The following is a 26735-nucleotide window of genomic DNA, read 5'->3' as shown; positions in this document are numbered from 1 at the left end:
TATAGAAGTTAAAGAGGTGAGTAACATGGAAGTATGTCCTTATTTAGAAGAAACATTTAAAGTTATAGGACGCAGTTGGAATGGTTTGATACTCAATTATTTATCACGTTGTGATGAACGCTCTGCTCATTTTTCTGATATGAAAAGAGATCTTAAACGTATTACACCAAGAGCGTTATCTCTTAAATTAACCGAGTTAAGTGACTGGGGATTAGTTGAAAAGAAAGTTGTTACAACAACGCCTCTATCTGTTGAATATCAAATAACTAATAAAGGTTATGAGCTAGCTCAAGCTCTTGTACCATTAGAAGAGTGGGCGCAGCGAAATGTTGAGTTAGAAGAAAACCATTCGTAAGGGAAAATAAGAGTCCCATCAGCAAAGTATAGATTACTTTTAGCTGGTGGGGCTCTTATTTTTATTTTTATTTTTATTTTTAGTACAAACTTTAAAATCTATAAACACATCATTTTAATTATATGTATGTTTCGTACTATAATAATAGCTGTAACAAATATAAAGGAGTAGATAATTGATGAGACAAGATATCAAACAATTTATAAATGGCGAATGGGTAAGTAGCCACAGTGGAAAAACTCTTGATGTAATTAACCCAGCTACTGAAGAAGTAATGGGTCAAATAGCAGCAGGAAACAAACAAGATGTTGATGATGCAGTTGCAGCTGCTAAAAAAGTCTATGTAAAATTTAGAAATACTTCTTTAGAAGAAAGAAAAGCTTTATTAGAAAGAATCGCAGACGAATATGAAAATAGAAAAGAAGATTTAATAGATGTTATGACAGATGAATTAGGTTCACCAATTGAGAAATCTGAATCAGTTCATTATCAAATGGGATTGAATCACTTTAGAGAAGCAAGTAAAGCAATCGATTCAATACAATTTGAAGAACGTCGTGGAGATGATCTTGTAGTCAAAGAAGCAATTGGTGTTGCAGGTTTAGTTACACCTTGGAATTTCCCAACTAATCAAACTTCATTGAAATTAGCAGGTGCTTTTGCTGCAGGTTCACCAGTAGTATTGAAACCATCCGAAGAAACACCATTTGCGGCAATTATTTTAGCTGAAATATTTGAAAAAGCTGGCGTGCCAAAAGGTGTATTTAACTTAGTGAATGGTGATGGACAAAGTGTCGGTGATCCATTAAGTAGTCATCCTGATGTTCGTATGATGTCATTTACAGGTTCAGGACCAACAGGTAGAAAAATTATGGAAAACTCAGCTAAAGACTTCAAAAAAGTATCATTAGAACTAGGTGGTAAATCTCCATTAGTAGTTTTAGATGATGTGGATATTGAAAAAGCTGCTAAAGGCGCAGTTGCTAAATTCGTACAAAATACAGGTCAAGTATGTACAGCAGCAACTCGTACATTAGTTCCAGAAAGCATTAAAGATGAATTTATTGCTGCAGCTAAAAAAGCAATTGAAAATGTTAAAGTTGGTAACCCAAGAGAAGAAGGTCAAGATACAGGTCCTGTAGTATCTAAAAAACAATTTGATACTGTACAAAGCTATATCCAAAAAGGTATCGATGAAGGTGCAACATTACTTCACGGTGGTGTAGGTAAACCTGAAGGACTAGAAAAAGGGTATTTTGTTAAACCAACATTATTTACAGACGTTACAAATGATATGACAATTGCTCAAGAAGAAATATTTGGTCCAGTAGGTACAATCATTACTTATAAAGACCTTGATGAAGCAATTGAAATTGCAAACGATACAATTTATGGTTTAGCAGCATACGTATACGGAAACGATAAAGATAAAGTAAGAGAAGTTTCTAAATTATTAGAAGCAGGTACTGTTGAAATTAATGATGCAGGCAGACAACCAAACTTACCATTCGGTGGTTACAAACAATCAGGAATTGGTAGAGAATGGGGAGACTACGGAATTGAAGAATTCCTAGAAGTAAAAGCAATCCCTGGTTATTATAAATAAAGTTTAAATTGGAAGAGGCTGAGACAATTAATTGTCTCAGCCTCTAATCATTATATTGACAATAGCTGACTGGATTGAAAGTGTGCTTATAACTAATATTATATAAATGAAACGTGCAAGAAGTGTTCACAAAGGCAGTTATTTTTCTTATTTATATCTATAACTTATTTTGTCATCATCCTAAAAAAATGCTATAGTTTAAAGGCAGATTATAAATCTGGTATTACAATAAAAGAATTAGATTTTAAGAAATGGGTGTCATAAAAATGGCTGAAAGAGTTAGAACAAGTCCACAGTATGAATCGTTTCACGAATTATACAAGAATTATACAACTAAAGAATTAACAACTAAGGCAAAAGAATTTAGAATAACAAATTATAGTAAATTAAATAAAAAAGAACTTGTCTTAGCTATTATGGAAGCTCAAATGGAGAAAGACGGTAATTACTATATGGAAGGTATCCTAGATGATATTCAACCAGATGGTTATGGTTTTCTTCGAACTGTAAATTATTCCAAAGGCGAGAAAGATATTTATATATCTGCTAGTCAAATTAGACGTTTCGAAATTAAAAAAGGTGACAAAGTAACGGGTAAAGTTAGAAAGCCTAAAGAAAATGAAAAATATTATGGATTACTGCAAGTTGATTTTGTAAATGACCAAAATGCAGAAGAAGTAAAGAAAAGACCGCACTTTCAAGCGTTAACTCCTCTATACCCACAAGAACGTATCCGATTAGAAACAACAGATAAAAAGCACTCAACAAGAATTATGGACTTAATTACTCCAATAGGTCTTGGTCAACGTGGCATGATTGTTGCACCTCCAAAAGCTGGTAAAACTTCATTGCTTAAAGAAATTGCAAATGCAATTGCAATTAACCAACCTAAAGCAAAATTATTTATATTATTAATTGGAGAACGCCCAGAGGAAGTAACAGATATAGAACGTTCAGTTGAACAAGCAGAAGTTGTTAACTCTACTTTTGATGAGCCACCTGAACACCATGTAAAAGTTGCAGAATTGTTATTGGAAAGAGCTAAACGTTTAGTTGAGATTGGTGAAGATGTTATTATTTTAATGGATTCACTCACAAGACTTGCTAGAGCTTATAATTTAGTCGTACCGCCAAGTGGTAGAACACTATCTGGTGGTTTAGATCCGGCTTCACTTCATAGACCAAAACATTTCTTTGGAGCGGCAAGAAATATCGAAGCTGGAGGTAGTTTAACAATTCTAGCTACAGCTTTAGTTGAAACAGGATCACGTATGGATGATATGATTTATGAGGAATTTAAAGGTACAGGTAACATGGAACTTCATTTAGACCGTAAACTATCAGAAAAAAGAGTGTTTCCTGCTATTGATATAAGAAGAAGTTCTACTCGTAAAGAAGAATTGTTGTTAGAAACTAATGAACTTGAAATGATTTGGCAATTACGTAATTTATTTACGGATCAGAATGATTTCTCTGAAAGATTTATAAGAAAATTAAAACGTACTAAGTCTAATGCTGAATTCTTTGAAGTTTTAAGAAAATCAATGGTTGAAAGTGCCAAAACAGGTAAACCGATTATATAAATTTAAGGTTGCAATTTAATTCTTCAACATATATAATATGTAAGTATTGAGTGAATTAGTCACAAATAAACTCTGTTCCAGATGGTTCAGGGCAAAGGAGCTGAAAAAAATGAAACAAGGAATTCATCCAGAGTATAATAAAGTTATCTTTTTAGATACAACTACAGACTTCAAATTCTTAAGTGGTTCAACACGTAGTTCTAACGAAACTATGGAATGGGAAGATGGTAACGAATACCCAGTTATCCGTTTAGATATCTCTTCAGATTCACATCCATTCTATACAGGACGTCAAAAATTCGCATCTGCGGATGGTCGTGTGGAACGCTTCAACAAAAAATTTGGTTTCAAATCAAACAACTAATTATGAAGCGAATCAAGCATCCTTTTTTAAAGGATGCTTTTTTTTGTAATTATTAATAAATATGTAAAAATAATATGATATAATTAAGCGATTATGTTGAAAAAGGTGGATAAGTAATATGTACGAAAATTACCATTCCGGATGGATAGAATGTATTTGCGGAAGCATGTTTAGTGGTAAGTCAGAAGAGCTTATAAGACGTCTGAGAAGAGGTTTATATGCTAAACAAAATGTAATAGTATTTAAGCCATCTATCGATAATCGCTATAGTGAAGAAGCTGTAGTATCTCACAATGGCAACCAACTAGATGCAATAAGTATAGAGCACTCAAGTGAAATTTTACGTCGTGATTTACAAGGTATTGATATAATTGGAATAGATGAAGTTCAATTTTTCGACAATGAAGTTGTGGAAGTAGCTCAAAAATTAGCAGAAGAGGGCTATCGTGTAGTTGTAGCAGGTTTAGACATGGACTTTAAAGGTGTACCTTTTGAACCTATGCCTGAAATGATGGCAGTTGCTGAAATCGTTACAAAATTGCAAGCTGTTTGCGCAGTATGTGGTGCACCATCAAGTAGAACACAAAGATTAATAAATGGTGAACCAGCTCATATTGATGATCCAATTATTTTAGTAGGAGCAGACGAAAGTTATGAACCGAGATGTAGAGATCATCATATAATAAGAACCGAAACAAGGAGTGATATAAATGTTTGATCAATTAGAAATTGTTGAAAATAGATACGAACAGTTAAATGAATTGTTAAGCGATCCAGACGTAGTATCAGATACTGACAAATTGAGAAAATACTCTAAAGAACAATCTGATTTACAAAAAACTGTCGATGTATATAGAACTTATAAATCTGTAAATGGTGACATTGAAGATGCTAAATTAATGTTAGATGAAACTTCAGACAAAGAAGACCAAGAAATGTTGAAAGAAGAAATTAATAGCCTAACTAAACGTGTTCCAGAATTAGAATCAGAATTAAAATTATTATTGATTCCTAAAGACCCTAATGACGATAAAAACGTAATTATGGAAATTCGCGGTGCAGCTGGTGGGGATGAAGCAGCAATCTTTGCAGGTGATTTATTTAGAATGTATTCTAGATTTGCAGAAGCTAATGGATATAAAATTGATGTTGTCGAAGAAAATATAAGCGATCATGGTGGATACAAAGAAGTGAGTTTCTCAATTCAAGGTAATGGTGCATTCAGTAAACTTAAATATGAGAATGGTGCTCATCGTGTACAACGTGTTCCAGAAACTGAATCAGGTGGCAGAATTCATACATCGACTGCAACTGTTGCTGTATTACCAGAAGCAGAAGACGTTGAAATAGATATTAGAACTGAAGATTTGAAAATAGAAACTTATCGTTCAAGTGGTTCTGGTGGACAGCACGTTAACACAACAGATTCTGCAGTACGTATTACACATGTACCAACTGGAATAGTTGCTACATCATCAGAAAAATCACAAATTAAAAACCGTGAAAAAGCTTTTAAAGTATTGAAAGCTAGAGTTTACGATATGATGGTTCGAGAAGAAAATGCGAAATATGCTGAAAAGAGAAAATCAGCAGTAGGTACAGGGGACCGTTCTGAAAGAATAAGAACATATAATTATCCACAAAATAGAGTAACAGATCATCGTATAGGTCTAACTTTACAAAAATTAGATCAAATAATGGAAGGTAAAGTTGACGAAATAATAGATGCATTAACAATGCATGAACAAACAGAGAAATTGGAAGAACTTAATAATGGACAATTATAATTTTCAATTGTTATTAAAAGAAACTTATGATGAATTATCAGCACGAGGGTTTGAAACCTCTCGTGCTGATTGGCTATTAGAAGATATTACTGGGATGTCGAGAACCGAAATAGCTTTAAATTTTCAAGAAAAAGTACCTGAAAACATACTGAGTGAATATTTGTCTTATAGAGAACGTATGTATAAAGGAGAACCTGTACAATATATTGCTGGATTTGCGGAGTTCTATGGTAGGAAATTTAAAGTAAACCAAGATGTGTTGATACCAAGACCAGAAACTGAAGAACTTGTATATCAAACTCTACAAAAGATTCATAAGAAGCATTTAGTCTTGTGCGATATTGGTACTGGATCTGGAGCGATAGCTATTTCATTAAAAAAAGAGCGACCGGATTTGTCAGTTATAGCAACTGATATTAGCCCAAATGCAATAGCAATAGCAAAAGAAAATGCAAAACTTTTAGAAACTGAAGTTGAATTTTTATTAGGAGAATCTCTAAAGCCACTTATTGATAGAAATATTCAAGTGGATATTTTAGTATCTAACCCTCCTTATATTTCATATGACGAGCAAAAGCAAATGTCTGAGACTGTATTAGATTACGAACCGCATTTAGCTTTGTTTGCTCATGATGATGGTTTAGCTATATATAAAGACATTCTATCGAATCTTGATAAAGTAATAACACAAGGTGGACTTGTTATATTTGAAATAGGTTATATGCAAGGTGATATATTAAAAACTTACATTCAAGAAAATTATAATATAGAAAACTTAGAAATTATCAAAGATATAAATCAAAACAATCGTATGATACAATTTAATTGGATAAATCAATAAAAGTTATACACGAAATGACTGGAGTTATCCACATTGTGTGTATAACTTTTATTTTTATATAATAAATGCTTTAAAGAAGGGAAGAAATGCCTTGGAAACATACGTTTGGGATGTGCGTAAGTATGTTCACAACTTACAAAGTTATCCACAAATCAATCAAATCGTTGAAGGATATCAACAAAATGAGCTTATCGCATTACCTACTGAAACTGTGTATGGTTTAGGCGCAAATGCTAAAGATGAACAAGCAGTAAAAAAAATATATATAGCAAAAGGGAGACCTTCAGATAATCCACTAATTATTCATATTCATGATAAATCACAGTTAAATGATTTCACTCAAAATATATCAAAAGAAGCAGAAATATTAATGGATGCTTTTTGGCCAGGACCGATATCATTTATAGTTCCGTATAAAAAAGGATTTTTAAGTGATCGAGTAACAGGTGGTTTAAATTCAGTAGCGGTACGTATGCCGAGTCATATTATTGGTAGAGAAATACTGCAATTGACTAATTTACCTATCGCAGCACCAAGTGCAAATGTTAGTGGTAGACCATCTCCTACTAAATTTGAACATGTAAAGCATGATTTAGAAGGTAGAATTTTTGGGATTATTCAAGCAGAAGATGTAGATGAAGGTATTGAAAGTACAGTAATAGATTGTACAAGTTTCCCTTTTAAAATAGCTAGACCAGGATCAATAACGACTGAGATGATTAATGACGTATTACCTAATAGTGTCGTTAATGAAAAAATGGATATAGAGAAACCAATAGCACCTGGAATGAAATATAAACATTATGCACCTTCACAACCAGTTACATTGGTTGAAGGAGGTATAACTAAACCGATTAAAAGTTCAGTATATAAAGATGAGAGAATAGCTGTTATTGGACCTAAAAGTATAGAATCACTTATTTCAGAAGAAATGATTTTTATACCATTAGGAAAAAATGCAAAAGATATTAAAGGTGCGCATCACGATTTATATGATGCTTTAAGAATAGCTGACCAACTTATAGATATAGATAAAATATTAATAAGTGGATATATTCGAAATGAATCTACCGTTGCATTAATGAACAGAATAGATAAAGCAAGTGGCCATAATATAAAAGGAGAAGATGAATTGTGAAAATAGTTTTTATTTGTACTGGAAATACATGTAGAAGTCCTTTAGCTGAAGCCATTGCTAAAGACATAAAACCAAACTATGACATTCAGTCAAGAGGAATTTCTGCATTTGAGGGTACACCTATTTCGATACAATCTATGGAAATAATTATGAATAATAATTTACCGGTTCCTGGAACAGCCCAACAGTTTTCAGCAAGTGATTTAGATGCAGATCTAATACTAACTATGACTGAATCCCATAAACTGATTTTAGAGTCACAATTTAATCATGGAAATATTCATACATTGAAAGAGTATGTAAAAGGTGAAAAAGGAGATATTTCTGATCCTTATGGGCGACCACAAAATATTTATCAAAATACTTATGAAGAACTGAGTATTCTCATAAAAGAATTATTACAGAGTAGTTAAGAATTCAAATAATTTGCAGAATCGCTATAACACACATAGAAAATACGTTATAATATTAATGTATAAACAAATTGGGAGGTGGGAAGATGAAAGTAGCTATTGCAGCAGACCATGGTGGCTTTGAATACAAAGAAGCAATAAAAAGATTACTTGATGAAATGAACATTGAATATAAAGACTTTGGTACACATGAAGGAGAATCAGTAGATTATCCTGATTATGCAAGACCGGTATCAGAAAGTGTTGCAGATGGAACATTTGATAAAGGAATTTTGATTTGTGGAACTGGAATTGGTATGTCTATTGCTTCGAACAAGGTAAAGGGGATTCGTTGTGCACTTGTGCATGATGTTTTTACCGCAGAAGTTACGAGACAACATAATGATTCTAATGTATTAGCAATGGGCCAACGTGTTATAGGCGAAGGTTTGGCACTTCTCATCGTCAAAACTTGGTTAACAAGTGAATTCGAAGGCGGAAGACACCAACGACGTATAGATAAGATTGAAGGCGGTTGTTCATGATTAAGCATTTAAAACAATTATTGGATGAGCTTAATTCAATTGGATTCTTTAATAAGAATGAACTATGCATCATCGGTTGTTCCACTTCAGAGGTAAGAGGTTCTAAAATTGGATCAGATGGATCAATCGAAATAGCTAAAGAACTGTTTGATAGTCTTGAATTGATACATAAAGAGACAGGTGTTCGTTTTGCTTTTCAAGGTTGTGAGCATATTAATCGTGCTATTACTATAGAACGTGAAGTATTCGATGCTTATTCAATGGCCGAAGTTTCTGTTATACCTCAAGTGAACGCTGGAGGAAGTTTATCAACCTATGCTTATCAACACATGAAAGACCCAGTTGTTGTTGAACACATTCAATGCGATAAAGGCATTGATATTGGTCAGACATTAATTGGTATGCATTTAAAGCACGTCGCAGTACCGATATCTATTGATACTAAAAATATCGGAGAAGCTATTGTTACAGTAGCTAAAAGTCGCCCCAAGCTAATTGGTGGCGCAAGAGCTAAGTATTAAATTCTTAAAAGTGAGGGATTGTACATGTCATTAATTAAAAAGCAAGACGAAGAACTTTTCAAAGCAATGGAAAAAGAGTTTGATAGACAGAATAATAATATTGAACTAATAGCATCTGAGAATTTTGTATCTGAAGCAGTAATGGAAGCTCAAGGTTCTGTGTTAACAAACAAATATGCAGAAGGTTATCCTGGTCGTCGTTATTATGGTGGCTGTGACTATGTTGATATCGTGGAAAATTTAGCGCGTGATAGAGCTAAAGCACTTTTCGGTGGAGACCATGTTAATGTACAACCTCATTCAGGATCACAAGCGAATATGGCTGTGTACTTTGTAGCTTTAGAGCCTGGTGATACTGTGCTTGGAATGAACTTAAGTCATGGAGGACACTTAACTCATGGATCTAAAGTAAACTTTAGTGGGAAGTTATATAACTTTGTAGAGTATGGTGTTTCTAAAGAAGATGAACAAATCGACTATGATGAAATTTTGAAAGTAGCAAAAGAAGCAAAACCAAAATTAATTGTCGCTGGTGCATCTGCTTACCCAAGACAAATTGATTTTAAACGATTTAAAGAAATTGCAGATGAAGTTGGCGCTAAATTAATGGTAGATATGGCACATATCGCTGGTTTAGTAGCAGCTGGTTTACACCAAAATCCTGTAGAATTTGCTGACTTTGTTACTACTACTACGCATAAAACATTAAGAGGACCAAGAGGGGGCATGATTTTCTGTAAAGAAGAATATGCTAAAGAAATTGATAAAACAATTTTCCCTGGAATACAAGGTGGTCCATTAATGCATGTTATCGCAGGTAAAGCTGTTTCATTTGGAGAAGCATTAGAACCAGAATTTAAGGAATACCAAAAACAAGTAATTAAGAATGCTCAAAAATTAGCTGCAACATTAGAAGAAGAAGGTTTACGAATTGTATCTGGAGGTACTGATAATCATTTAATCTGTGTAGATGTTAAAGGTTCACTTGGTATAACAGGTAAGTTAGCTGAAAATACATTAGATGAAATAGGTATTACATGTAATAAGAATACAATACCTTTTGACCAAGAGAAACCTTTCGTAACGAGTGGCGTTCGTCTTGGAACACCAGCTGTTACTTCACGTGGATTCGATGAAGAAGCAGTTGAAGAAGTGGGTCGCATTATAGCATTAGTGCTAAAAAACCCAGAAGATGAACAAACACTGAAAGAAGCACATGAACGTGTATTATCATTAACTTCTAAGTTCCCACTTTACAACAAATAAATATTTATTGGAGGCTAGACTTATGGGTAAAGTACATGTTTTTGATCATCCATTAATTCAGCATAAATTGAGTTATATTCGTGATCAAAAAACTGGCACTAAGGAGTTTAGAGAGCTTGTCGACGAAGTAGGTATGCTTATGGCATATGAAGTTACAAGAGATTTCGAAACGAAAGAAGTCGAAATTGAGACACCGGTAACTAAGATGAAAGCTCAAAGGTTATCTGGTAAGAAATTAGCGCTTATTCCTATTTTACGTGCAGGATTAGGCATGACTGACGGTATAATGAAGCTTGTTCCAGCTGCAAGAGTTGGACATGTCGGTTTATATCGTGATCCTGAAACATTAGAAGCTGTAGAATATTTTGTGAAATTACCACAAGATATAGAAGAAAGAGAAATAATTGTAGTAGATCCTATGCTTGCTACTGGTGCATCAGCAATCGAAGCGATTCAGTCATTAAAGAATCGTGGAGCAAATAAAATACGTTTTATGGGCTTAATTGCTGCACCTGAAGGGGTTAAAGCATTACAAGAAGCGCATGATGACGTAGATATTTACATTGCTGCATTAGATGAAAAATTAGATGACCATGCTTATATAACACCTGGTTTAGGTGATGCTGGTGATCGATTATTTGGCACTAAATAATATTAGGAGGATTTTATTACAATGAAGAAAATTATGACAATATTTGGTACGCGACCTGAAGCCATCAAAATGGCACCTTTAGTTTTAGAGTTAAAAAATGATCCGGAGTTACAACCAATTGTAGTTGTAACTGCTCAACATAGAGAAATGCTAGATTCAGTTCTAGAAACATTCGACATTACTCCAGATTATGATTTAAACATTATGAAACAAGGTCAAACACTATCTGAGGTAACATCTAGAGTGTTAGGTGGACTTGAAAGTGTTATTCAAGAAGCGAAACCAGATATGATATTGGTACATGGAGATACAACAACTACTTTTGCAGGCAGTTTAGCAGCTTTTTATAATGAAGTTGCAATTGGCCATGTAGAAGCAGGGTTAAGAACTTGGAATAAATACTCTCCATTCCCAGAAGAAATGAATCGACAAATGACGGGGGTCCTTGCTGATTTACACTTCTCACCAACTGATCAGTCTAAACATAATTTACTTCAGGAAAATAAAAAAGACGAATCTATTGTTGTTACAGGTAATACAGCTATTGATGCGTTATCTACTACTGTAAGTGATGATTACGAAAGTGATATCATTAATCGTCATGAAGGTAAACGTATCGTATTATTAACTGCACATAGACGTGAGAACATTGGTGAACCTATGGAGAACATTTTTAAAGCTGTTAGACAAATCGTTGAAGAGCATGAAGATGTTGTAGTAGTTTATCCAATGCACAAAAATCCAAAAGTTAGAAATATTGCCAATCAAATTTTGAGTGATCATGAGCGTATAGAATTGATAGAGCCTTTAGAAGTTATAGATTTCCATAACTTTGCTGCAAACTCACACTTAATCCTTACAGATTCGGGTGGTGTACAAGAAGAAGCGCCATCATTAGGTAAACCAGTACTTGTTTTAAGAGACACAACTGAGAGACCTGAAGGCGTTGAAGCGGGTACATTAAAACTTGTAGGAATAGAGCAAGACAATGTTTATAAAGAAACGAAAACATTGTTAACTGATCAAGCATTATACGAAAGAATGAGCATTGCTCAAAATCCATATGGTGATGGAAAAGCTTCTAAGAGAATTTGTGAAAATATTAAATATTATTTTGATATTTTGACAGAAGCACCAGAACCATTTAAAACAAAATAATAAAAGTGGTGGTTTGTGTCAATTCTGTGACAAATAAATGACAAAAAAATATTTTCTATTTTTGTCATAGCATTGACACTATAGGGCCACTATATTATCATGAAAATTGTGTGATGAAACGGTTTTCAAAGATATACCACTTATTTAAGGAGTTTCAGCTGAATGTTTGATATAAAGGGCTTTTTTAAGTCTTATTTACAGTATTTTATTTTTTTCATTATTATTCTAGTTGTAGTGTATTTCTTCTTGAAACATGAGTTTATTTTAGGACTCATTATTGGAACAATAGCATCAGCTGTTAACTTGTTTTCATGGGAAGTTTACCTCAATCGAGCAAAAAATGCTGAATCATTACAATTATCAACAGGAAACTGGGTCAGATATCTTGTGACAATCGTTGCATGCTGTTTTTGGCTTAAATATCCACTAATTGTTGATATTATTGGGATTTTATTTGGACTTATGATTGCATATGTCTTAATTATGTTTAGGTCTCTTAAAAGTCTCGATTAAATAATTAAAATTGTGAAAAGAGGTGAAGATATGGAACACGAATCACCTATGTGGTCCATCAATTTGGGAGGATTTGATTTATTATTCAATCTTTCGAGTATGTTAATGTTAGTAGTTTCTGCTGTAATCGTTTTTGGAATAGCCGTTTTTTGTACTAGAAACCTAAAAGTTAGACCTAGTGGTGCACAAAACTTTATTGAATGGGTATTTGACTTTGTTAAAGGTATTATCCAAAGTAATATGGCTTGGAAAGACGGAGGAAAATTTCATTTCTTAGCAGTTACGTTAATATTCTTCATATTTGTATCAAATATGCTAGGGTTACCGTTCTCAATTGTTGTTGGGCATACATTATGGTGGAAATCACCTACTGCGGATCCAACAGTTACTTTAACTTTAGCGACATTGATGGTTCTACTGACACATTATTATGGTGTTAAAATGCGTGGAACAGGAGCATACTTGAAATCGTTCGTACAACCTGTTGCTTTTATGGTACCTTTCAAAATTGTTGAAGAATTTGCTTCAACATTAACGCTTGGTCTACGTTTATACGGTAATATATTTGCAGGTGAAGTATTACTAGGTTTATTAGCAACATTAGCAGCAGGAGGCGCACTTGGTCTTTTCGGTGCAATTTTACCAGCGATAGTATGGCAAGGATTCTCAATTTTCATTGGATCAATTCAAGCGTACATATTCGTAATGTTATCAATGGTTTATATGTCCCATAAAGTGGCAGACGATCATTAATATATAATTTAAAAAAACAATTAATATTTTTAATTCTTAGGAGGAATTTATAATGAGTTTAGGTGTAATAGCAGCAGCAATCGCGATTGGTTTAGCAGCATTAGGAGCAGGTATTGGTAACGGTCTTATCGTATCAAGAACAGTAGAAGGTGTAGCACGTCAACCAGAAGCACGTGGTCCATTAATGACAATAATGTTTATCGGTGTTGGTTTAGTTGAAGCCCTTCCTATCATTGCAGTAGTAGTAGCATTCATGGTAATGAATCGATAAATTAACATATTTTTAGAACAGGCGAAGTCTATCTAAAAAGGATTTCGCCATTCATTTATGAGATGTTTTACATCTTTATTTGCAATGAAAGGAGTGTAATTGGCAGTGGATCAAAACGTATTAGTTTTAGGTGCAGCAAGTGGTGGTGTCGAATGGGGAACAGCATTATTCACATTAATCACATTTATCGTCCTGTTAGCTTTATTAAAAAAGTTTGCTTGGGGACCGTTGAAATCAATCATGGATGAGCGTGAAAACTCTATCAACAAAGATATTGATGATGCTCACGATGCAAAAGTAAAAGCTAAAAAATTAGAAGAAGAAAATAAAGATTTACTTAGAAAGACTCAAGAAGAAGTACAAACGATTCTTGACGATGCTAAACATCAAGCAAAAACACAACAAGAGCAAATTATCAATGATGCGAATGTTAAAGCAAATGGCTTAGTACAATCAGCTCAAGCAGAAATTCAACAAGAAAAACAAAGAGCTATTTCTGAAATAAACAACAGAGTTTCTGAACTTTCTGTACTAATTGCTTCTAAAGTAATTAATAAAGAAATTTCTGAACAAGACCAAAAAGACCTTGTTGAAAAATACATTAAAGAGGCAGGGGATAAATAATGGCGAACATAAGTCAAAAATATGCCCAAGCACTATATGATGTAGCAGAAGAACAAAACTTAACAGATGACATTTTAAATGAGCTTGATCAAATAACAATAAGCGTTAAAGGTCTATTAAGTGAAGTAAGAGCAATTGATAATAATCCTAAATTAGCAAAAAATGAACGACAACAATTTGTAGAGAACGTATTTAAAGGTGTTTCCAAACCATTATTAAATACATTATTCTTACTAGCTAATAATAGTAAATTATCTTTAATTCCAGAAATTGATGGAGATTACAGAAAAATTTACAATCAGGTACATAGTCAAGATTTAATGAAAGTGGAATCTGTCTATCCATTATCAAATGAAGAGTTAGATGAAATTGGTAAAGCATTTATTAAAAGAACGGGTTTGAAAAAACTCATATTAGAAAATCAAGTTAATGATTCACTAATTGGTGGCATTCGAGTATCCATTGGTACAAAAGTTTACGATGGCTCAATTCAGAATGATTTAAATCAATTAACAAAATCATTTCAACAAATGAAATAATATTAAGGAGTGACATAGATGGCCATTAAAGCTGAAGAAATCAGTGCTTTATTACGCTCTCAAATAGAAAACTATGAGTCAGAAATGTCAGTTACCGACGTTGGTACAGTAATCCAAGTCGGAGATGGTATTGCATTAGCTCATGGCTTAAACGACGTTATGGCAGGCGAACTATTAGAATTCCATACTGGCGTTTTAGGTTTAGCACAAAACTTAGAAGAAAATAATGTAGGTATCGTTATTTTAGGACCTGCTGAAGGTATTAAAGAAGGCGACGAGGTTAAACGTACTGGTCGTATTATGGAAGTACCTGTAGGGGAAGAATTAATTGGACGAGTTGTAGACCCATTAGGACAACCACTTGATGGACAAGGTCCAATCAATACGTCAAAAACACGTCCTGTTGAATCACCAGCAACTGGTGTAATGGATCGTAAATCAGTTGACGAACCTCTACAAACTGGTATTAAAGCAATTGACGCACTAGTACCAATTGGACGTGGACAACGTGAGTTAATCATTGGAGACCGTCAAACAGGTAAAACAACAGTTGCAATTGATACGATTCTTAACCAAAAAGACGAAGATATGATTTGTATTTACGTTGCTATTGGTCAAAAAGAATCTACTGTACGTACTGCGGTTGAAACATTACGTAGACACGGTGCTTTAGATTATACAATAGTTGTTTCTGCATCAGCAGCACAACCAGCACCTTTACTTTATATCGCACCTTATGCTGGTGTAAGTATGGGTGAAGAGTTCATGTTTAATGGTAAACATGTATTAATCGTATATGATGATTTAACTAAACAAGCAGCAGCTTATCGTGAGTTATCTCTATTACTTCGTCGTCCGCCAGGTCGTGAAGCATACCCAGGTGATGTATTCTACTTACACAGTCGTTTATTAGAACGTGCTGCTAAATTGAATGATGATTTAGGCGGTGGTTCAATTACAGCGTTACCATTTGTTGAGACACAAGCTGGAGATATTTCATCTTATGTTCCTACAAACGTTATTTCAATTACAGACGGACAAATTTTCTTACAGTCTGATTTATTCTTCTCAGGTGTAAGACCTGCTATCAATGCTGGTTTATCAGTATCACGTGTTGGTGGTTCTGCTCAAATCAAAGCTATGAAAAAAGTAGCAGGTACATTACGTCTAGATTTAGCATCTTATCGTGAGTTGGAATCATTTGCTCAATTTGGTTCTGATTTAGACCAAGCTACTAAATCTAAATTAGAGCGTGGTAAACGTACTGTTGAAGTACTTAAACAAGATCAAAACAAGCCATTGACTGTAGATCGTCAAGTCGTTATTTTATATGCTTTAACTAAAGGTCACTTAGATGATATTCCAGTTGAAGATATTACACGATTTGAAGATGAATTCTTAAATTGGATTGATGCTAACGCAAGCGATCTATTTAAAGAAATTCGTGAAACAAAACAATTACCATCAGATGATAAATTTGTTTCTGCAATCGATGCATTCAAAAAAGTATTTAATAAATCTCACATAGAGTAATATTAAGCTTTAAATAAAAGGTGGTGAAATTGTGGCTTCACTAAGAGAAATCAAAGGAAGAATCACTTCTACGCAAAAAACGAGTCAAATTACTAAAGCGATGAATATGGTGTCGAATTCTAAATTGCGTAAAGCAGAAGAGAATGCTCATGCATTCCAACCTTATATGGATAAGATTCAAGATGCAGTAACGGCAATAGCTTCTAAAAGTTCAGATGTTTCACATCCAATGCTAAAGACAAGAGCTGTTAAACGTTCTGGTTACTTAGTTATTACTTGTGATAAAGGACTTGCGGGACCATATAGCGCTAATATTTTAAAAAATGTAGTAAATGATATAAAAGAAAAACACAACAATAATGAAGATGAATATGCAATTATTGTTGTAGGTCGAGTTGGTCGAGATTTCTTTAAAGCTAGAGGATATAACGTAGTTGAAGAATATGTAGGCTTATCAGACCAACCAACATTTAAAAATGTTCAAGCATTAACTGAAAAAGCTGTAGATTTATTTACAGAAGAATATTATGACGAGTTAACAGTTTACTATAGTCATTTTGTAAGTGTTCTTGAACAACAAGTGAAATCGAAAAGAATCCTTCCTTTATCTGATGAAGATACTGGAAAAGGTTCAAGTATGATGGCTGGTTATGAATTTGAACCAGATAAAGAGACAATATTAAAAGTTATCTTACCGCAATATACAATTAGTTTAATCTATGGTGCATTATTAGATGGAAAAGCTAGTGAACATGCCTCTAGAATGACAGCTATGAAGAATGCAACAGATAACGCTTCAGAATTAATAGATGATTTATCATTACAATATAACAGAGCTCGACAAGCTGCAATTACTCAGCAAATTACTGAAATTGTCGGTGGAGCAGCAGCACTCGAATAATGATTAGGAGGAATTTACATGGGATTAGGCCGAGTAACGCAAATTACAGGGCCAGTTATTGACGTTCGATTTCCACATGGTGAATTGCCAGAACTTAATAATGCATTAACAGTTAAAGTAGACCGCCCTGATGGCAAAAGCTTTGATTTAGCATTAGAAGTTGCTTTACACCTTGGTGATGATGTTGTACGTTCTATAGCAATGGCGTCAACTGACGGTGTTAAACGTGGACAAGAAGTTACTGATACAGGCAGAGCTATATCGGTACCTGTTGGTGATGCTACGTTAGGTCGCGTTTTCAATGTATTAGGTGAAAAAATTGATTTAGGTGAAGAAATTGATGAAAGTGTGCGTCGTGACCCAATTCATCGTTTAGCTCCTAAATTTGAAGATTTATCTACAAAAGTAGAAATTCTTGAAACAGGTATTAAAGTAGTAGACTTATTAGCACCTTATATTAAAGGTGGTAAAATCGGTTTATTCGGTGGTGCCGGTGTTGGTAAAACAGTACTTATTCAAGAATTAATCAATAACATCGCTCAAGAACATGGTGGTATTTCAGTATTCGCGGGTGTTGGTGAACGTACTCGTGAAGGTAACGATTTATACTATGAAATGAGTGATTCAGGCGTTATTAAGAAAACGGCAATGGTATTCGGTCAAATGAACGAGCCACCTGGTGCCCGTGCAAGAGTTGCACTTTCTGGTTTAACAATGGCAGAATATTTCCGTGATGAACAAGGACAAGACGTATTGTTATTCATCGATAATATCTTCCGTTTTACACAAGCAGGTTCAGAGGTGTCAGCGCTATTAGGTCGTATGCCTTCTGCAGTTGGTTACCAGCCAACATTAGCTACTGAAATGGGACAATTACAAGAACGTATTACATCTACAAATAAAGGATCAGTTACATCTATCCAAGCGGTATTCGTACCAGCCGATGACTATACTGACCCAGCGCCAGCAACTGCTTTCGCTCACTTAGATGCAACAACGAACTTAGAACGTAAATTAACTGAAATGGGTATCTACCCTGCAGTTGACCCATTAGCATCAACATCACGTGCATTAACTCCTGAAATTGTTGGAGATGAGCATTATGATGTTGCGCGTCGAGTACAACAAACTTTACAAAAATATAGAGAATTACAAGATATCATTGCTATCCTTGGTATGGATGAGTTATCTGATGACGATAAGAAAACTGTAGAACGTGCACGTCGAATTCAGTTCTTCTTATCTCAAAACTTCCACGTAGCTGAACAATTTACTGGTCAAAAAGGATCTTATGTACCAGTTAGCCAAACTGTACAAGATTTCAAAGCAATACTAGAGGGACAATATGACCATATCCCAGAAGATGCTTTCCGATTAGTCGGTGGTATTGAAGCAGTTCTTGAAAATGCTAAAAACATGGGTGTAGAGGTCTAATAATAATTAGGAGGAATGGAAAATGAATACATTTACCTTAGATGTTGTCACTCCTAATGGATCTGTTTACTCAGCAAAAGAAGTAGAACTTGTTGTTTTACATACTGAAACTGGTGAGATGGGTGTAATGGCTGGACATATTCCAACTGTTGCAGCTTTAAAAACTGGATACGTTAAAGTAAACAAAACAAGTGGTACAGAGTATTTAGCTGTTTCCGAAGGATTTGTTGAAGTAAGAACCAATAAAGTTACAGTTCTAGTTCAATCGGCTGAAACTGCCGAAGAAATAGATAAAGACCGTGCGATTAATTCTAAAGAACGTGCTGAAGAACGATTGAATAGTAATCGAGACGAAGTTGACTTTAGACGTGCTGAACGTGCACTTCATCGTGCGATTAATCGAATTGAAGTGGCTAAATTTAGATAATATTTTAAGAGGCTGAGACAATTAATGTCTCAGCCCTTTTTATACTATAGAAGGGATATTTTGTTATGGAATACTATGGTCAATTAGGTATAATAGGACTCGTTTTACATGTTATCTGTGTTTGTCTTGCATTTTGGGCACTACAGGGCATTCGACTAGAATTTATTTTTAAGAAAAACCATATTGCGCAAGCTCAAACATTTATTATTATTTTATCGATTTTATTAGGCACATCTGTAAGTCGTTTTATTTTAGATATACTCCAATATTCGCTACAATTAAAATTACTATTCTAATAACACTAGAAAATACATAAATAAATGAAAAAAGAACAAAAAAGTAGTATAATGTTTTGGTGATGTTTATGAATCAAGGAAAATGTGTATTTAATATATATATACGTTTGTAAAATAAATTATAGTAAAGTTTTTTTGGAGGATAAATATATGGATAAAATCGTCGTAAAGGGCGGAGCGAGTCTTAATGGCACAGTCGTAGTCGAAGGGGCAAAAAACGCAGTACTACCAATATTAACAGCTACACTTTTACCAAGCACTGGTCAAAGTGTATTAACTAATGTACCTAAGCTAAGTGATGTTGATACAATAAATACTGTTTTAACACATTTAAATGCAGATGTAGAATATGAAGCAGATAAAAATACTGTTAAAGTTGATGCATCAAATACTTTAAAAATTGAAGCACCATATGAATATGTAAGCAAAATGAGAGCCAGTATATTAGTAATGGGACCATTATTAGCAAGAGAAGGTCATGCTAGAGTCGCATTACCAGGTGGTTGTGCAATTGGATCTAGACCAATCGAACAACATTTAAAAGGCTTCGAAGCATTAGGTGCAGAAATTGAGCTTCATAATGGATTTATTGAAGCAACGACACCTAACGGACTTAAAGGTACGAAAATCTATTTAGACTTCCCTAGTGTTGGTGCTACTCAAAATATTATGATGGCAGCTGTATTAGCGGAAGGTAAAACGGAAATTCAAAATGTTGCTAGAGAGCCTGAAATTGTAGACTTAGCCAATTATTTAAATGAAATGGGTGCACAAGTACATGGTGCAGGCACTGATACAATAAGAATCACTGGAGTACAACAATTACACGGAGCAGAACATTCAATTATTCCAGATAGAATTGAAGCAGGTACGTTTATGATAGCTAGTGCAATTACTAGAGGTAATGTGAACGTAATTGGTGCAATTAGAGAACATATGACAAGCTTAGTTTCTAAATTAGAAGAAGCTGGTGTTCAAATTACAGACATTGAAGATGGATTAAATATCCAAGTTCCAGGAGAAATTAAAGCGATTGATATTAAAACGATGCCTCATCCAGGTTTTCCTACAGATATGCAGTCACAAATAATGGCATTATTATTAACTGCTAATGGAACGAGTAAAGTAACTGAAACTGTATTTGAAAATAGATTTATGCATGTTGAAGAATTTAAACGCATGAATGCTGATATATTCATAAATGGTAGAAGTGCAATGGTTACTGGAAACAGCAAATTACAAGGTGCTGAAGTTAAAGCCACTGATTTAAGAGCTGGAGCATCTTTAATACTTGCAGGATTAGTATCTGATGGTTATACAAATGTTACAGAACTTAAACATTTAGATAGAGGTTATGTTGACTTTCATGGTAAACTTAAAGCATTAGGTGCGGACGTAGAACGTATTAATGATCAAGGGAAGTTAAACGATAAAGCGAGGGTTTAGTATGGCTGAAACACAATCATCAAGGTCTGACGATAAAAAAAGAAAGTCACCATATAAAAATTTAAAAGAAAAACTTCAAAAAAATAGGGTAGAAACAATTCAAGGAGTGGAAGTTGAGCATAGAGTCATTCCACTATGGATTAAATTACTTATATTATTGGTATTAATGATTTTGTTATTTATTGTTGGAACTATGATTGGGTATGGTATACTTCATAATCCATTTGGGGTATTTAATCCTGAAACTTGGCAACACATCTTTGATTTAACTGGAAGGAGCTCATAATGGAGACAATATATGACTTTAACGAAATTAAAAAAATAATTCCACATCGTTATCCATTTTTATTATTAGATAGAATAGTAGAATTAGAAGATGGTAAACGTTGTGTAGGTATTAAACAGGTAGCAGGAAATGAACCATTTTTCCAAGGACATTTTCCTGATTATGCTGTAATGCCAGGTGTTTTGATTGTTGAAGCACTAGCACAAACTGGAGCAGTAGCAATGCTACGTTTAGAAGAAAATGAAGGTAAATTAGCTATGTTTGCAGGCATTGATAAATGTCGTTTTAAAAAACAAGTTACACCTGGTGATACTTTAAGACTAGAAGTAGAAATAAATAAAATTAAAGGTCCAATAGGAAAAGGTACTGCTAAAGCTACAGTAGATGGAGAAATTGCGTGTAGCTGTGAAATTAGCTTTGCTATTGTAGATCAATAATAAAAAAAGAAAGAACAGATATCTGTTCTTTCTTTTTTTATATATTGCTTTTTTCGTCTTTTAATTTTGGCTTAGATTGCATTAATCTGTTAAATGATGTTTTAAGCTCATCACCTGATAGCCCTTCGTCAATAAGTTGCTCTAGCAATCTTTCTGCATAGACTTGTCTTAAAGTATAAATATGGCATTCAAATACAACTGAAATATTTTCTTCAAGAGGTTCGATATATTTAATAGTTGCATCAAATAATGCTGGATCATTAGAAGGTCTTGTAATTACAACTCGCGTATCAAGTAATGTTTGATTATCGTGATAATCTTTCATTTGATCATAATGGATATCTGATATTAATATTTCTAGTAGCCAACCAGTTCCACTGTTTTCTTTATTAATGATAATACCATCTAATAATTCAAACTCCGTAATTTGTTCATCGTTTACAATTTGAAAGCGTACAGCTTTAAATGTTTTCATAAACATCCCCCTTATAGTTAAATCTACGAATGTTTAACTTTGCTTTCTATTATAAAGGACTTTTAAGTGAAATAACAATAATCTATAAATAAAGTGAAAAAAGAGTTTTCAATTTTTATAATTATGGGCTTTGACGAAAAATATCCATCTCATTATATTATAAGTATAAGGAGGTGAGCATATGTTAAATAAATCTGTATTAGTAGGGCGTTTAACAAAAGATCCTGCGTATTTCAAAAAGGGAGATATCATGATATCCACTTTCTGTTTAGCTGTTGAACGTGGCTATAAAACAAAAGAAGGTACTATTGCGGTTGATTTCATTGTGTGTAAGGCTTTCGGCAAGCTTGCTTATAATATTCACGAATATACTAAGAAAGGGCAACTTGTTGCTTTAACTGGACAAATTCAGTCTCGAGCATATATTAAAGAAGATAAGAAACAATATATAACAGAAATAATATGCGAGACAATTAAATTTTTAAACATGCCTGCATCAAGTAAGTCAGTTATTCTACAGTCTAAAGAGGAGATAAGTGACTTAATAAGTGAAAGTGCTGAAAGTTATTCTAAAGATCTTTCTTCTAAAGTAAACAAAGAAAAGTTAAGAGCAGAAAATACTGCAAAAGAATATAGTGACAGTAATATAGATGACGAATTATACAATCAATATAGTAACGTTATAAATGTCATTAAAAAAGTAGAAGAAAGCGAAAATAATGAAAATACATCTTCTAAATCAAAAGTTCCATCTTCATAGAAATATGCTTCAATTATGCTTTCGAATTTAAAAATCCTTTCTGTTTATTTTATATAATTCTTGATTCTAAATTCCAGAACTTGCTGTCTTGCTGTAGGGCAGCAAGTATACATATGTTACATTAATTGTTTAATAAATTACATATAGATGACAAATTGTCTGATAATTAATTTTACTCAATCTTTATAAATGCTTTAACAAAGGCTTTTATACTTAAATATCGCTAGATTTCACTTAGAAATACGTGTAATCTAACTGTAATATAAGGTGTTGTTTTTTCATATACCTGTAACCTATGACATAAAAAATAATGGTATAGTTTAGAAAGTAAAAATCATATAAAAAGTGAAAACCTTACGGGAGGAAACATTCAATCATGAAAAAATTATTAGCAGTTTCAACAGCGGCAATTGCAGTTACTACAGGGGTAACTGCTACAGCAGATGCAGCAACTCATACAGTTAAATCTGGTGATACTTTACATAGTATTTCACAACAATATGGTACATCAGTAAGTGCTATTAAAGCAGAAAACGGTTTAAAATCTAACTTAATCTTACCTAATCAAGTAATTAAAGTTAACGAAGCTAAAGCAGCTACAGAATCAACTACAGAATATACTGTAGTTTCAGGAGATACTTTAGGTAAAATTGCATCTAAATATGATGTAACTGTATCTCAATTAAAAGCATGGAACAACTTATCTTCAGACTTAATCATTGTTGGACAAACTTTATCATTACAAGCACCAGCTCAATCAGCTGTTCCAGCTCAAGCTCCAGTAGCTCAACAAGCGCCAGTTCAACAAACTAAAGAACAAGTTGCAGCTCCAGCTCAACAACAAAGCTACCAAGCGCCAGTACAATCTTACAAAGCGCCAGCTCAACAAGCATATAAAGCACCAGCTCAACAAAGTTACCAAGCGCCAGCTCAAAGAGTAAGAACTACTCAAACATCAACAGCTAGCACTGGTGGATCAACTAAAGCTCAATTCTTAGCTGCAGGTGGTACTGAAGCTATGTGGAATACAATTGTATTACCAGAATCAAGCGGTAATCCAAATGCTGTTAACCCAGCTGGATATAGAGGTCTTGGTCAAACTAAAGAATCATGGGGAACAGGTTCAGTTGAACAACAAACAAAAGGTATGTTAAATTATGCGAAACAACGTTACGGTTCTGTTGAAGCTGCATTATCATTCCGTTCTCAAAATAACTGGTGGTAAGCCATACACTTTAATTAAAAGTGAATTAATATATTAATCCAATCGTCTAGGAAATATCCTAGGCGATTTTTTAATTTGACCGTATCTCTTCAATTTGATAATCTTTAATTAACTGAATAGATGAATGACTACTAGGGGCGCCTGTTGGCTGAGATGATTTTATCAGTCCCTTAACACTTGATTTGGATAATGCCAACGTAGGGAAGTGGTCAATTAGCGTATTATACTACACTTAATTGACTTCTTTTTAACGAAAGAGGTCTTTTTTTATTAAGTAATAATCAAATAGTATAGATTTTATAAATATGAAAATTAAATTTGAGGTGGCTTATTATGAAAAAACCAAATATAGCATTAACAATAGCTGGAACTGATCCAACGGGTGGAGCGGGTATAATGGCTGATTTGAAATCTTTTCAAGCTTCAGGGGTTTATGGTATGGCTGTAGCAACAAGTATTGTTTCTCAAAATACTTTAGGCGTTCAAGATGTTTATCATTTGCCCGTAGAAGTAATTGAAAGTCAGTTGAAGAGTGTCTTCGATGATGAGCAGCCACATGCAATTAAAACAGGTATGATAGCTTCTCAAGAGATGATGAATGTCATTAAACCATTTATTGCACAGTCAGGTAAGCCTTATGTTATTGACCCAGTAATGGTTGCCAAAAGTGGTGATGCCTTGATGGATGACAAAGGGAAAAATAAACTTAAAGAAATATTATTGCCACTTGCTACAGTTGTTACGCCAAATATTCCAGAAGCGGAAGATATAACTGGTTATAAAATTCAAACAGAAGATGAAATTAAGAAAGCTGGTGCTTTTTTCTTAAATGAAATTGGGACTAATGGTGTTGTCATAAAAGGTGGCCATCTTGAAGGTGATGCGATTGATTACTTATTTACGAAAGATGGAATGAGAAGTTGGAATAGTGAAAGATTCAGTACACAGCATACACACGGCACAGGATGTACTTTCAGTGCTGTTATAACTTCTGAGTTAGCAAAAGGTCATTCAATAGAACAAGCAGTCGAAGTAGCTAAAAGGTTTATAACTTTAGCAATTCAATATACGCCAGAAATAGGTAAGGGAAGAGGACCAGTAAATCATTTTGCATATCAAAAAATAGAGGGATTAGATTATGAGTAAATTAAATAATATAAGAGAAAACAGTCCACTAATTGTGTGTTATACAAACGATGTAGTAAAGAACTTTACAGCGAATGGGTTAATATCTCTAGGTGTTAGTCCAGCAATGAGCGAAGAACCAGAAGAAGCTCAAGAATTTTCAAAAGCTGCAGGTGCGTTCTTAATTAATATAGGTACAATCACAACAGATAAAGCTTATGATATGAAAGAATATGCAGAAATCATGTATGAAAACGGTGTGCCAGTCATTCTAGATCCAGTAGCGGTTGGTGCATCACAACTAAGAAAAACTTTTTGTAATACTTTATTAAATGATGAAGTAGTTGACGTAATTAGAGGTAATGCTTCAGAAATATTAGCACTCATCGAAGACGATACAATGATGAAAGGAACAGATAGTGATGCTTCATTAGATGCTATTAAAATTGCTAAAAAAGCCCATCAACAATTAAATTTACCTATTATATTAACTGGAAAAGTGGATGTTATAGCTTGTGATAATAAAATCATAGCATTGAATAATGGAAGTGAAATGTTAACTAAAGTTACTGGTGGAGGTTGTTTATTAGGTGGTGTTGTAGCTGCATTTTTATCAAACGAAAAAACTATAAAAATTGATCATCTAGAAGAAGCACTATCTACTTATAATGTTGCAAGCGAAATAGCTAGCCAACAACCAGGTGCTCATTTGCCAGGGACATTTCAAATTGCTTTGATAGATCAATTACATGCCATAACCGATGAAATAGTAGCAGAAAATAAGAAAGTGAAAGTAGTGAAATAAATGTTTGATATAAATAAATTAAAAGTATATTTTATCGCTGGCAGTCAAGATACACCAGATAGAGATTTATATAAAGTAGTTGAAGAAGCTTTAATAGGTGGCATCACAATGTTTCAGTTTCGTGAAAAAGGAACAAATAGTAAAAAGGGAATTGAAAAAGAAACATTAGCTAAAGATTTATTTGAACTTTGTAAAAAACATAAAGTGCCTTTTATTATTAATGATGATGTAGATTTAGCTTTGAAATTAAACGCTGACGGAATACACGTTGGTCAAGATGATCGCAATGTATCAGAATTTATAGATAAGTTTAAAGGGAAAATTATCGGATTAAGTGTCGCAAATAGCAATGAATATGAGAAATCGGATATTTCTGAAGTAGATTATATCGGTACAGGTCCAGTACATTCTACAGTTTCTAAAGATGATGCAGGTAAAGAAGGTGGATATGACCTTATAAAAAATATTAGAAAAATCGATAATGAAATTCCAATCGTTGCAATAGGTGGTATTACAGAGGCAGATGTCTTACCTTTAATAGATGCAGGAGCAAATGGTGTAAGTGTTATATCAGCAATTGCAAAAAGTGAAAATATTGAACAAACTGTGAAGGGTTTTCATAATCAATATAAAATTCTTTAATAAAATTAATATATTGATTTATGTTGTCATCATTC

The 26735-nt window shown here is 33.6% G+C and carries 33 protein-coding genes and 1 riboswitch; of the genes, 32 read left to right on the top strand and 1 reads right to left on the bottom strand.

The window, feature by feature from the left end:
* Positions 1-25 precede the first annotated feature (25 nt).
* From B2G86_RS10355 to fabZ, 27 genes are all read left to right on the top strand, one after another.
* Positions 26-355 (top strand): winged helix-turn-helix transcriptional regulator, encoded by a 330-nt coding sequence (locus B2G86_RS10355; RefSeq protein ID WP_078358028.1) that lies wholly within the window; start codon positions 26-28, stop codon positions 353-355.
* Positions 356-533: 178 nt separating this feature from the next.
* Positions 534-1961, top strand: coding sequence for an aldehyde dehydrogenase family protein (locus tag B2G86_RS10350; RefSeq protein ID WP_078358027.1), 1428 nt, complete (start codon positions 534-536; stop codon positions 1959-1961).
* Between the two features lie 266 nt (positions 1962-2227).
* Complete coding sequence (gene rho, locus B2G86_RS10345) at positions 2228-3544, top strand: transcription termination factor Rho (protein WP_078358026.1); 1317 nt, start codon at positions 2228-2230, stop codon at positions 3542-3544.
* Positions 3545-3653: 109 nt separating this feature from the next.
* Positions 3654-3908 (top strand): type B 50S ribosomal protein L31, encoded by a 255-nt coding sequence (locus B2G86_RS10340; RefSeq protein WP_078358025.1) that lies wholly within the window; start codon positions 3654-3656, stop codon positions 3906-3908.
* Positions 3909-4026: 118 nt separating this feature from the next.
* A complete protein-coding gene (locus B2G86_RS10335) occupies positions 4027-4626 on the top strand; it encodes a thymidine kinase (RefSeq protein WP_078358024.1) in 600 nt (199 codons plus the stop codon).
* Positions 4619-5695: a peptide chain release factor 1 gene (gene prfA / locus B2G86_RS10330; protein ID WP_078358023.1), complete on the top strand. Its 1077-nt coding sequence runs from the start codon at positions 4619-4621 to the stop codon at positions 5693-5695. Before B2G86_RS10335 ends, prfA begins: the two co-directional genes overlap by 8 nt.
* A complete protein-coding gene (prmC, locus tag B2G86_RS10325; RefSeq protein ID WP_078358022.1) occupies positions 5682-6536 on the top strand; it encodes a peptide chain release factor N(5)-glutamine methyltransferase in 855 nt (284 codons plus the stop codon). Before prfA ends, prmC begins: the two co-directional genes overlap by 14 nt.
* Before the next feature lie 91 nt (positions 6537-6627).
* Entirely contained in the window at positions 6628-7674 is a 1047-nt protein-coding gene (locus B2G86_RS10320) for an L-threonylcarbamoyladenylate synthase (protein ID WP_078358021.1), read from the top strand.
* Entirely contained in the window at positions 7671-8087 is a 417-nt protein-coding gene (locus B2G86_RS10315) for a low molecular weight protein arginine phosphatase (RefSeq protein WP_078358020.1), read from the top strand. The genes B2G86_RS10320 and B2G86_RS10315 overlap by 4 nt, the downstream gene beginning before the upstream one ends.
* A gap of 86 nt (positions 8088-8173) precedes the next feature.
* Complete coding sequence (gene rpiB, locus B2G86_RS10310) at positions 8174-8611, top strand: ribose 5-phosphate isomerase B (RefSeq protein ID WP_078358019.1); 438 nt, start codon at positions 8174-8176, stop codon at positions 8609-8611.
* Positions 8611-9132 carry a TIGR01440 family protein gene (locus B2G86_RS10305; protein ID WP_078358054.1) on the top strand — a complete coding sequence of 174 codons (522 nt, stop codon included), beginning with the start codon at positions 8611-8613 and terminating at the stop codon, positions 9130-9132. Before rpiB ends, B2G86_RS10305 begins: the two co-directional genes overlap by 1 nt.
* Before the next feature lie 24 nt (positions 9133-9156).
* The gene (locus tag B2G86_RS10300; protein ID WP_078358018.1) at positions 9157-10398 is read left to right on the top strand and encodes a serine hydroxymethyltransferase; all 1242 of its coding nucleotides are present in this window, start codon (positions 9157-9159) and stop codon (positions 10396-10398) included.
* Positions 10399-10420: 22 nt separating this feature from the next.
* Positions 10421-11050, top strand: coding sequence for a uracil phosphoribosyltransferase (gene upp / locus B2G86_RS10295; protein ID WP_078358017.1), 630 nt, complete (start codon positions 10421-10423; stop codon positions 11048-11050).
* Positions 11051-11071: 21 nt separating this feature from the next.
* Positions 11072-12208: a non-hydrolyzing UDP-N-acetylglucosamine 2-epimerase gene (gene wecB / locus B2G86_RS10290; RefSeq protein ID WP_078358016.1), complete on the top strand. Its 1137-nt coding sequence runs from the start codon at positions 11072-11074 to the stop codon at positions 12206-12208.
* Positions 12209-12370: 162 nt separating this feature from the next.
* The gene (locus B2G86_RS10285) at positions 12371-12721 is read left to right on the top strand and encodes an ATP synthase subunit I (RefSeq protein ID WP_078358015.1); all 351 of its coding nucleotides are present in this window, start codon (positions 12371-12373) and stop codon (positions 12719-12721) included.
* 30 nt (positions 12722-12751) lie between these two features.
* Entirely contained in the window at positions 12752-13474 is a 723-nt protein-coding gene (atpB, locus tag B2G86_RS10280; protein ID WP_078358014.1) for a F0F1 ATP synthase subunit A, read from the top strand.
* Between the two features lie 52 nt (positions 13475-13526).
* Positions 13527-13745, top strand: a complete 219-nt coding sequence (atpE, locus tag B2G86_RS10275; RefSeq protein WP_078358013.1) for a F0F1 ATP synthase subunit C — start codon at positions 13527-13529, stop codon at positions 13743-13745.
* A 99-nt stretch (positions 13746-13844) separates the two neighbouring features.
* Positions 13845-14369: a F0F1 ATP synthase subunit B gene (locus B2G86_RS10270; protein WP_078358012.1), complete on the top strand. Its 525-nt coding sequence runs from the start codon at positions 13845-13847 to the stop codon at positions 14367-14369.
* The gene (locus B2G86_RS10265; RefSeq protein WP_078358011.1) at positions 14369-14908 is read left to right on the top strand and encodes a F0F1 ATP synthase subunit delta; all 540 of its coding nucleotides are present in this window, start codon (positions 14369-14371) and stop codon (positions 14906-14908) included. The genes B2G86_RS10270 and B2G86_RS10265 overlap by 1 nt, the downstream gene beginning before the upstream one ends.
* Positions 14909-14926: 18 nt before the next feature.
* Entirely contained in the window at positions 14927-16441 is a 1515-nt protein-coding gene (gene atpA, locus B2G86_RS10260; RefSeq protein ID WP_078358010.1) for a F0F1 ATP synthase subunit alpha, read from the top strand.
* 31 nt (positions 16442-16472) lie between these two features.
* Positions 16473-17342 (top strand): ATP synthase F1 subunit gamma, encoded by an 870-nt coding sequence (atpG, locus tag B2G86_RS10255; protein WP_078358009.1) that lies wholly within the window; start codon positions 16473-16475, stop codon positions 17340-17342.
* A gap of 18 nt (positions 17343-17360) precedes the next feature.
* A complete protein-coding gene (atpD, locus tag B2G86_RS10250; protein WP_078358008.1) occupies positions 17361-18776 on the top strand; it encodes a F0F1 ATP synthase subunit beta in 1416 nt (471 codons plus the stop codon).
* 22 nt (positions 18777-18798) lie between these two features.
* Positions 18799-19203, top strand: coding sequence for a F0F1 ATP synthase subunit epsilon (locus B2G86_RS10245; protein ID WP_078358007.1), 405 nt, complete (start codon positions 18799-18801; stop codon positions 19201-19203).
* 65 nt (positions 19204-19268) lie between these two features.
* Positions 19269-19499 carry a DUF1146 family protein gene (locus B2G86_RS10240; protein ID WP_078358006.1) on the top strand — a complete coding sequence of 77 codons (231 nt, stop codon included), beginning with the start codon at positions 19269-19271 and terminating at the stop codon, positions 19497-19499.
* 150 nt (positions 19500-19649) lie between these two features.
* Positions 19650-20945 carry a UDP-N-acetylglucosamine 1-carboxyvinyltransferase gene (gene murA, locus B2G86_RS10235; protein ID WP_078358005.1) on the top strand — a complete coding sequence of 432 codons (1296 nt, stop codon included), beginning with the start codon at positions 19650-19652 and terminating at the stop codon, positions 20943-20945.
* A 1-nt stretch (position 20946) separates the two neighbouring features.
* Positions 20947-21231 (top strand): DNA-directed RNA polymerase subunit beta, encoded by a 285-nt coding sequence (locus B2G86_RS10230; protein WP_078358004.1) that lies wholly within the window; start codon positions 20947-20949, stop codon positions 21229-21231.
* A complete protein-coding gene (gene fabZ, locus B2G86_RS10225) occupies positions 21231-21668 on the top strand; it encodes a 3-hydroxyacyl-ACP dehydratase FabZ (protein ID WP_078358003.1) in 438 nt (145 codons plus the stop codon). The genes B2G86_RS10230 and fabZ overlap by 1 nt, the downstream gene beginning before the upstream one ends.
* 37 nt (positions 21669-21705) lie before the next feature.
* Here fabZ and B2G86_RS10220 read toward each other — a convergent pair whose 3' ends face one another.
* Entirely contained in the window at positions 21706-22143 is a 438-nt protein-coding gene (locus tag B2G86_RS10220; protein ID WP_078358002.1) for a YwpF-like family protein, read from the bottom strand.
* A 181-nt stretch (positions 22144-22324) separates the two neighbouring features.
* Here B2G86_RS10220 and B2G86_RS10215 point away from each other — a divergent pair, with 181 nt between their 5' ends.
* From B2G86_RS10215 to thiE, 5 genes are all read left to right on the top strand, one after another.
* The gene (locus B2G86_RS10215; protein WP_078358001.1) at positions 22325-22903 is read left to right on the top strand and encodes a single-stranded DNA-binding protein; all 579 of its coding nucleotides are present in this window, start codon (positions 22325-22327) and stop codon (positions 22901-22903) included.
* A gap of 376 nt (positions 22904-23279) precedes the next feature.
* Positions 23280-24128, top strand: a complete 849-nt coding sequence (locus B2G86_RS13650) for an aggregation-promoting factor C-terminal-like domain-containing protein (protein ID WP_078358000.1) — start codon at positions 23280-23282, stop codon at positions 24126-24128.
* A 123-nt stretch (positions 24129-24251) separates the two neighbouring features.
* A riboswitch (TPP riboswitch) is annotated at positions 24252-24349 on the top strand.
* 112 nt (positions 24350-24461) lie between these two features.
* Complete coding sequence (gene thiD, locus B2G86_RS10205) at positions 24462-25274, top strand: bifunctional hydroxymethylpyrimidine kinase/phosphomethylpyrimidine kinase (protein WP_078357999.1); 813 nt, start codon at positions 24462-24464, stop codon at positions 25272-25274.
* Complete coding sequence (thiM, locus tag B2G86_RS10200) at positions 25267-26058, top strand: hydroxyethylthiazole kinase (RefSeq protein ID WP_078357998.1); 792 nt, start codon at positions 25267-25269, stop codon at positions 26056-26058. Before thiD ends, thiM begins: the two co-directional genes overlap by 8 nt.
* A complete protein-coding gene (gene thiE, locus B2G86_RS10195) occupies positions 26059-26700 on the top strand; it encodes a thiamine phosphate synthase (RefSeq protein ID WP_078357997.1) in 642 nt (213 codons plus the stop codon).
* Positions 26701-26735: the final 35 nt, after the last annotated feature.

Origin of the sequence: Mammaliicoccus fleurettii (assembly GCF_002018435.1) — a bacterium.
Taxonomy (GTDB): domain Bacteria; phylum Bacillota; class Bacilli; order Staphylococcales; family Staphylococcaceae; genus Mammaliicoccus; species Mammaliicoccus fleurettii.
This window is presented reverse-complemented; position numbering and strand designations above follow the sequence as displayed.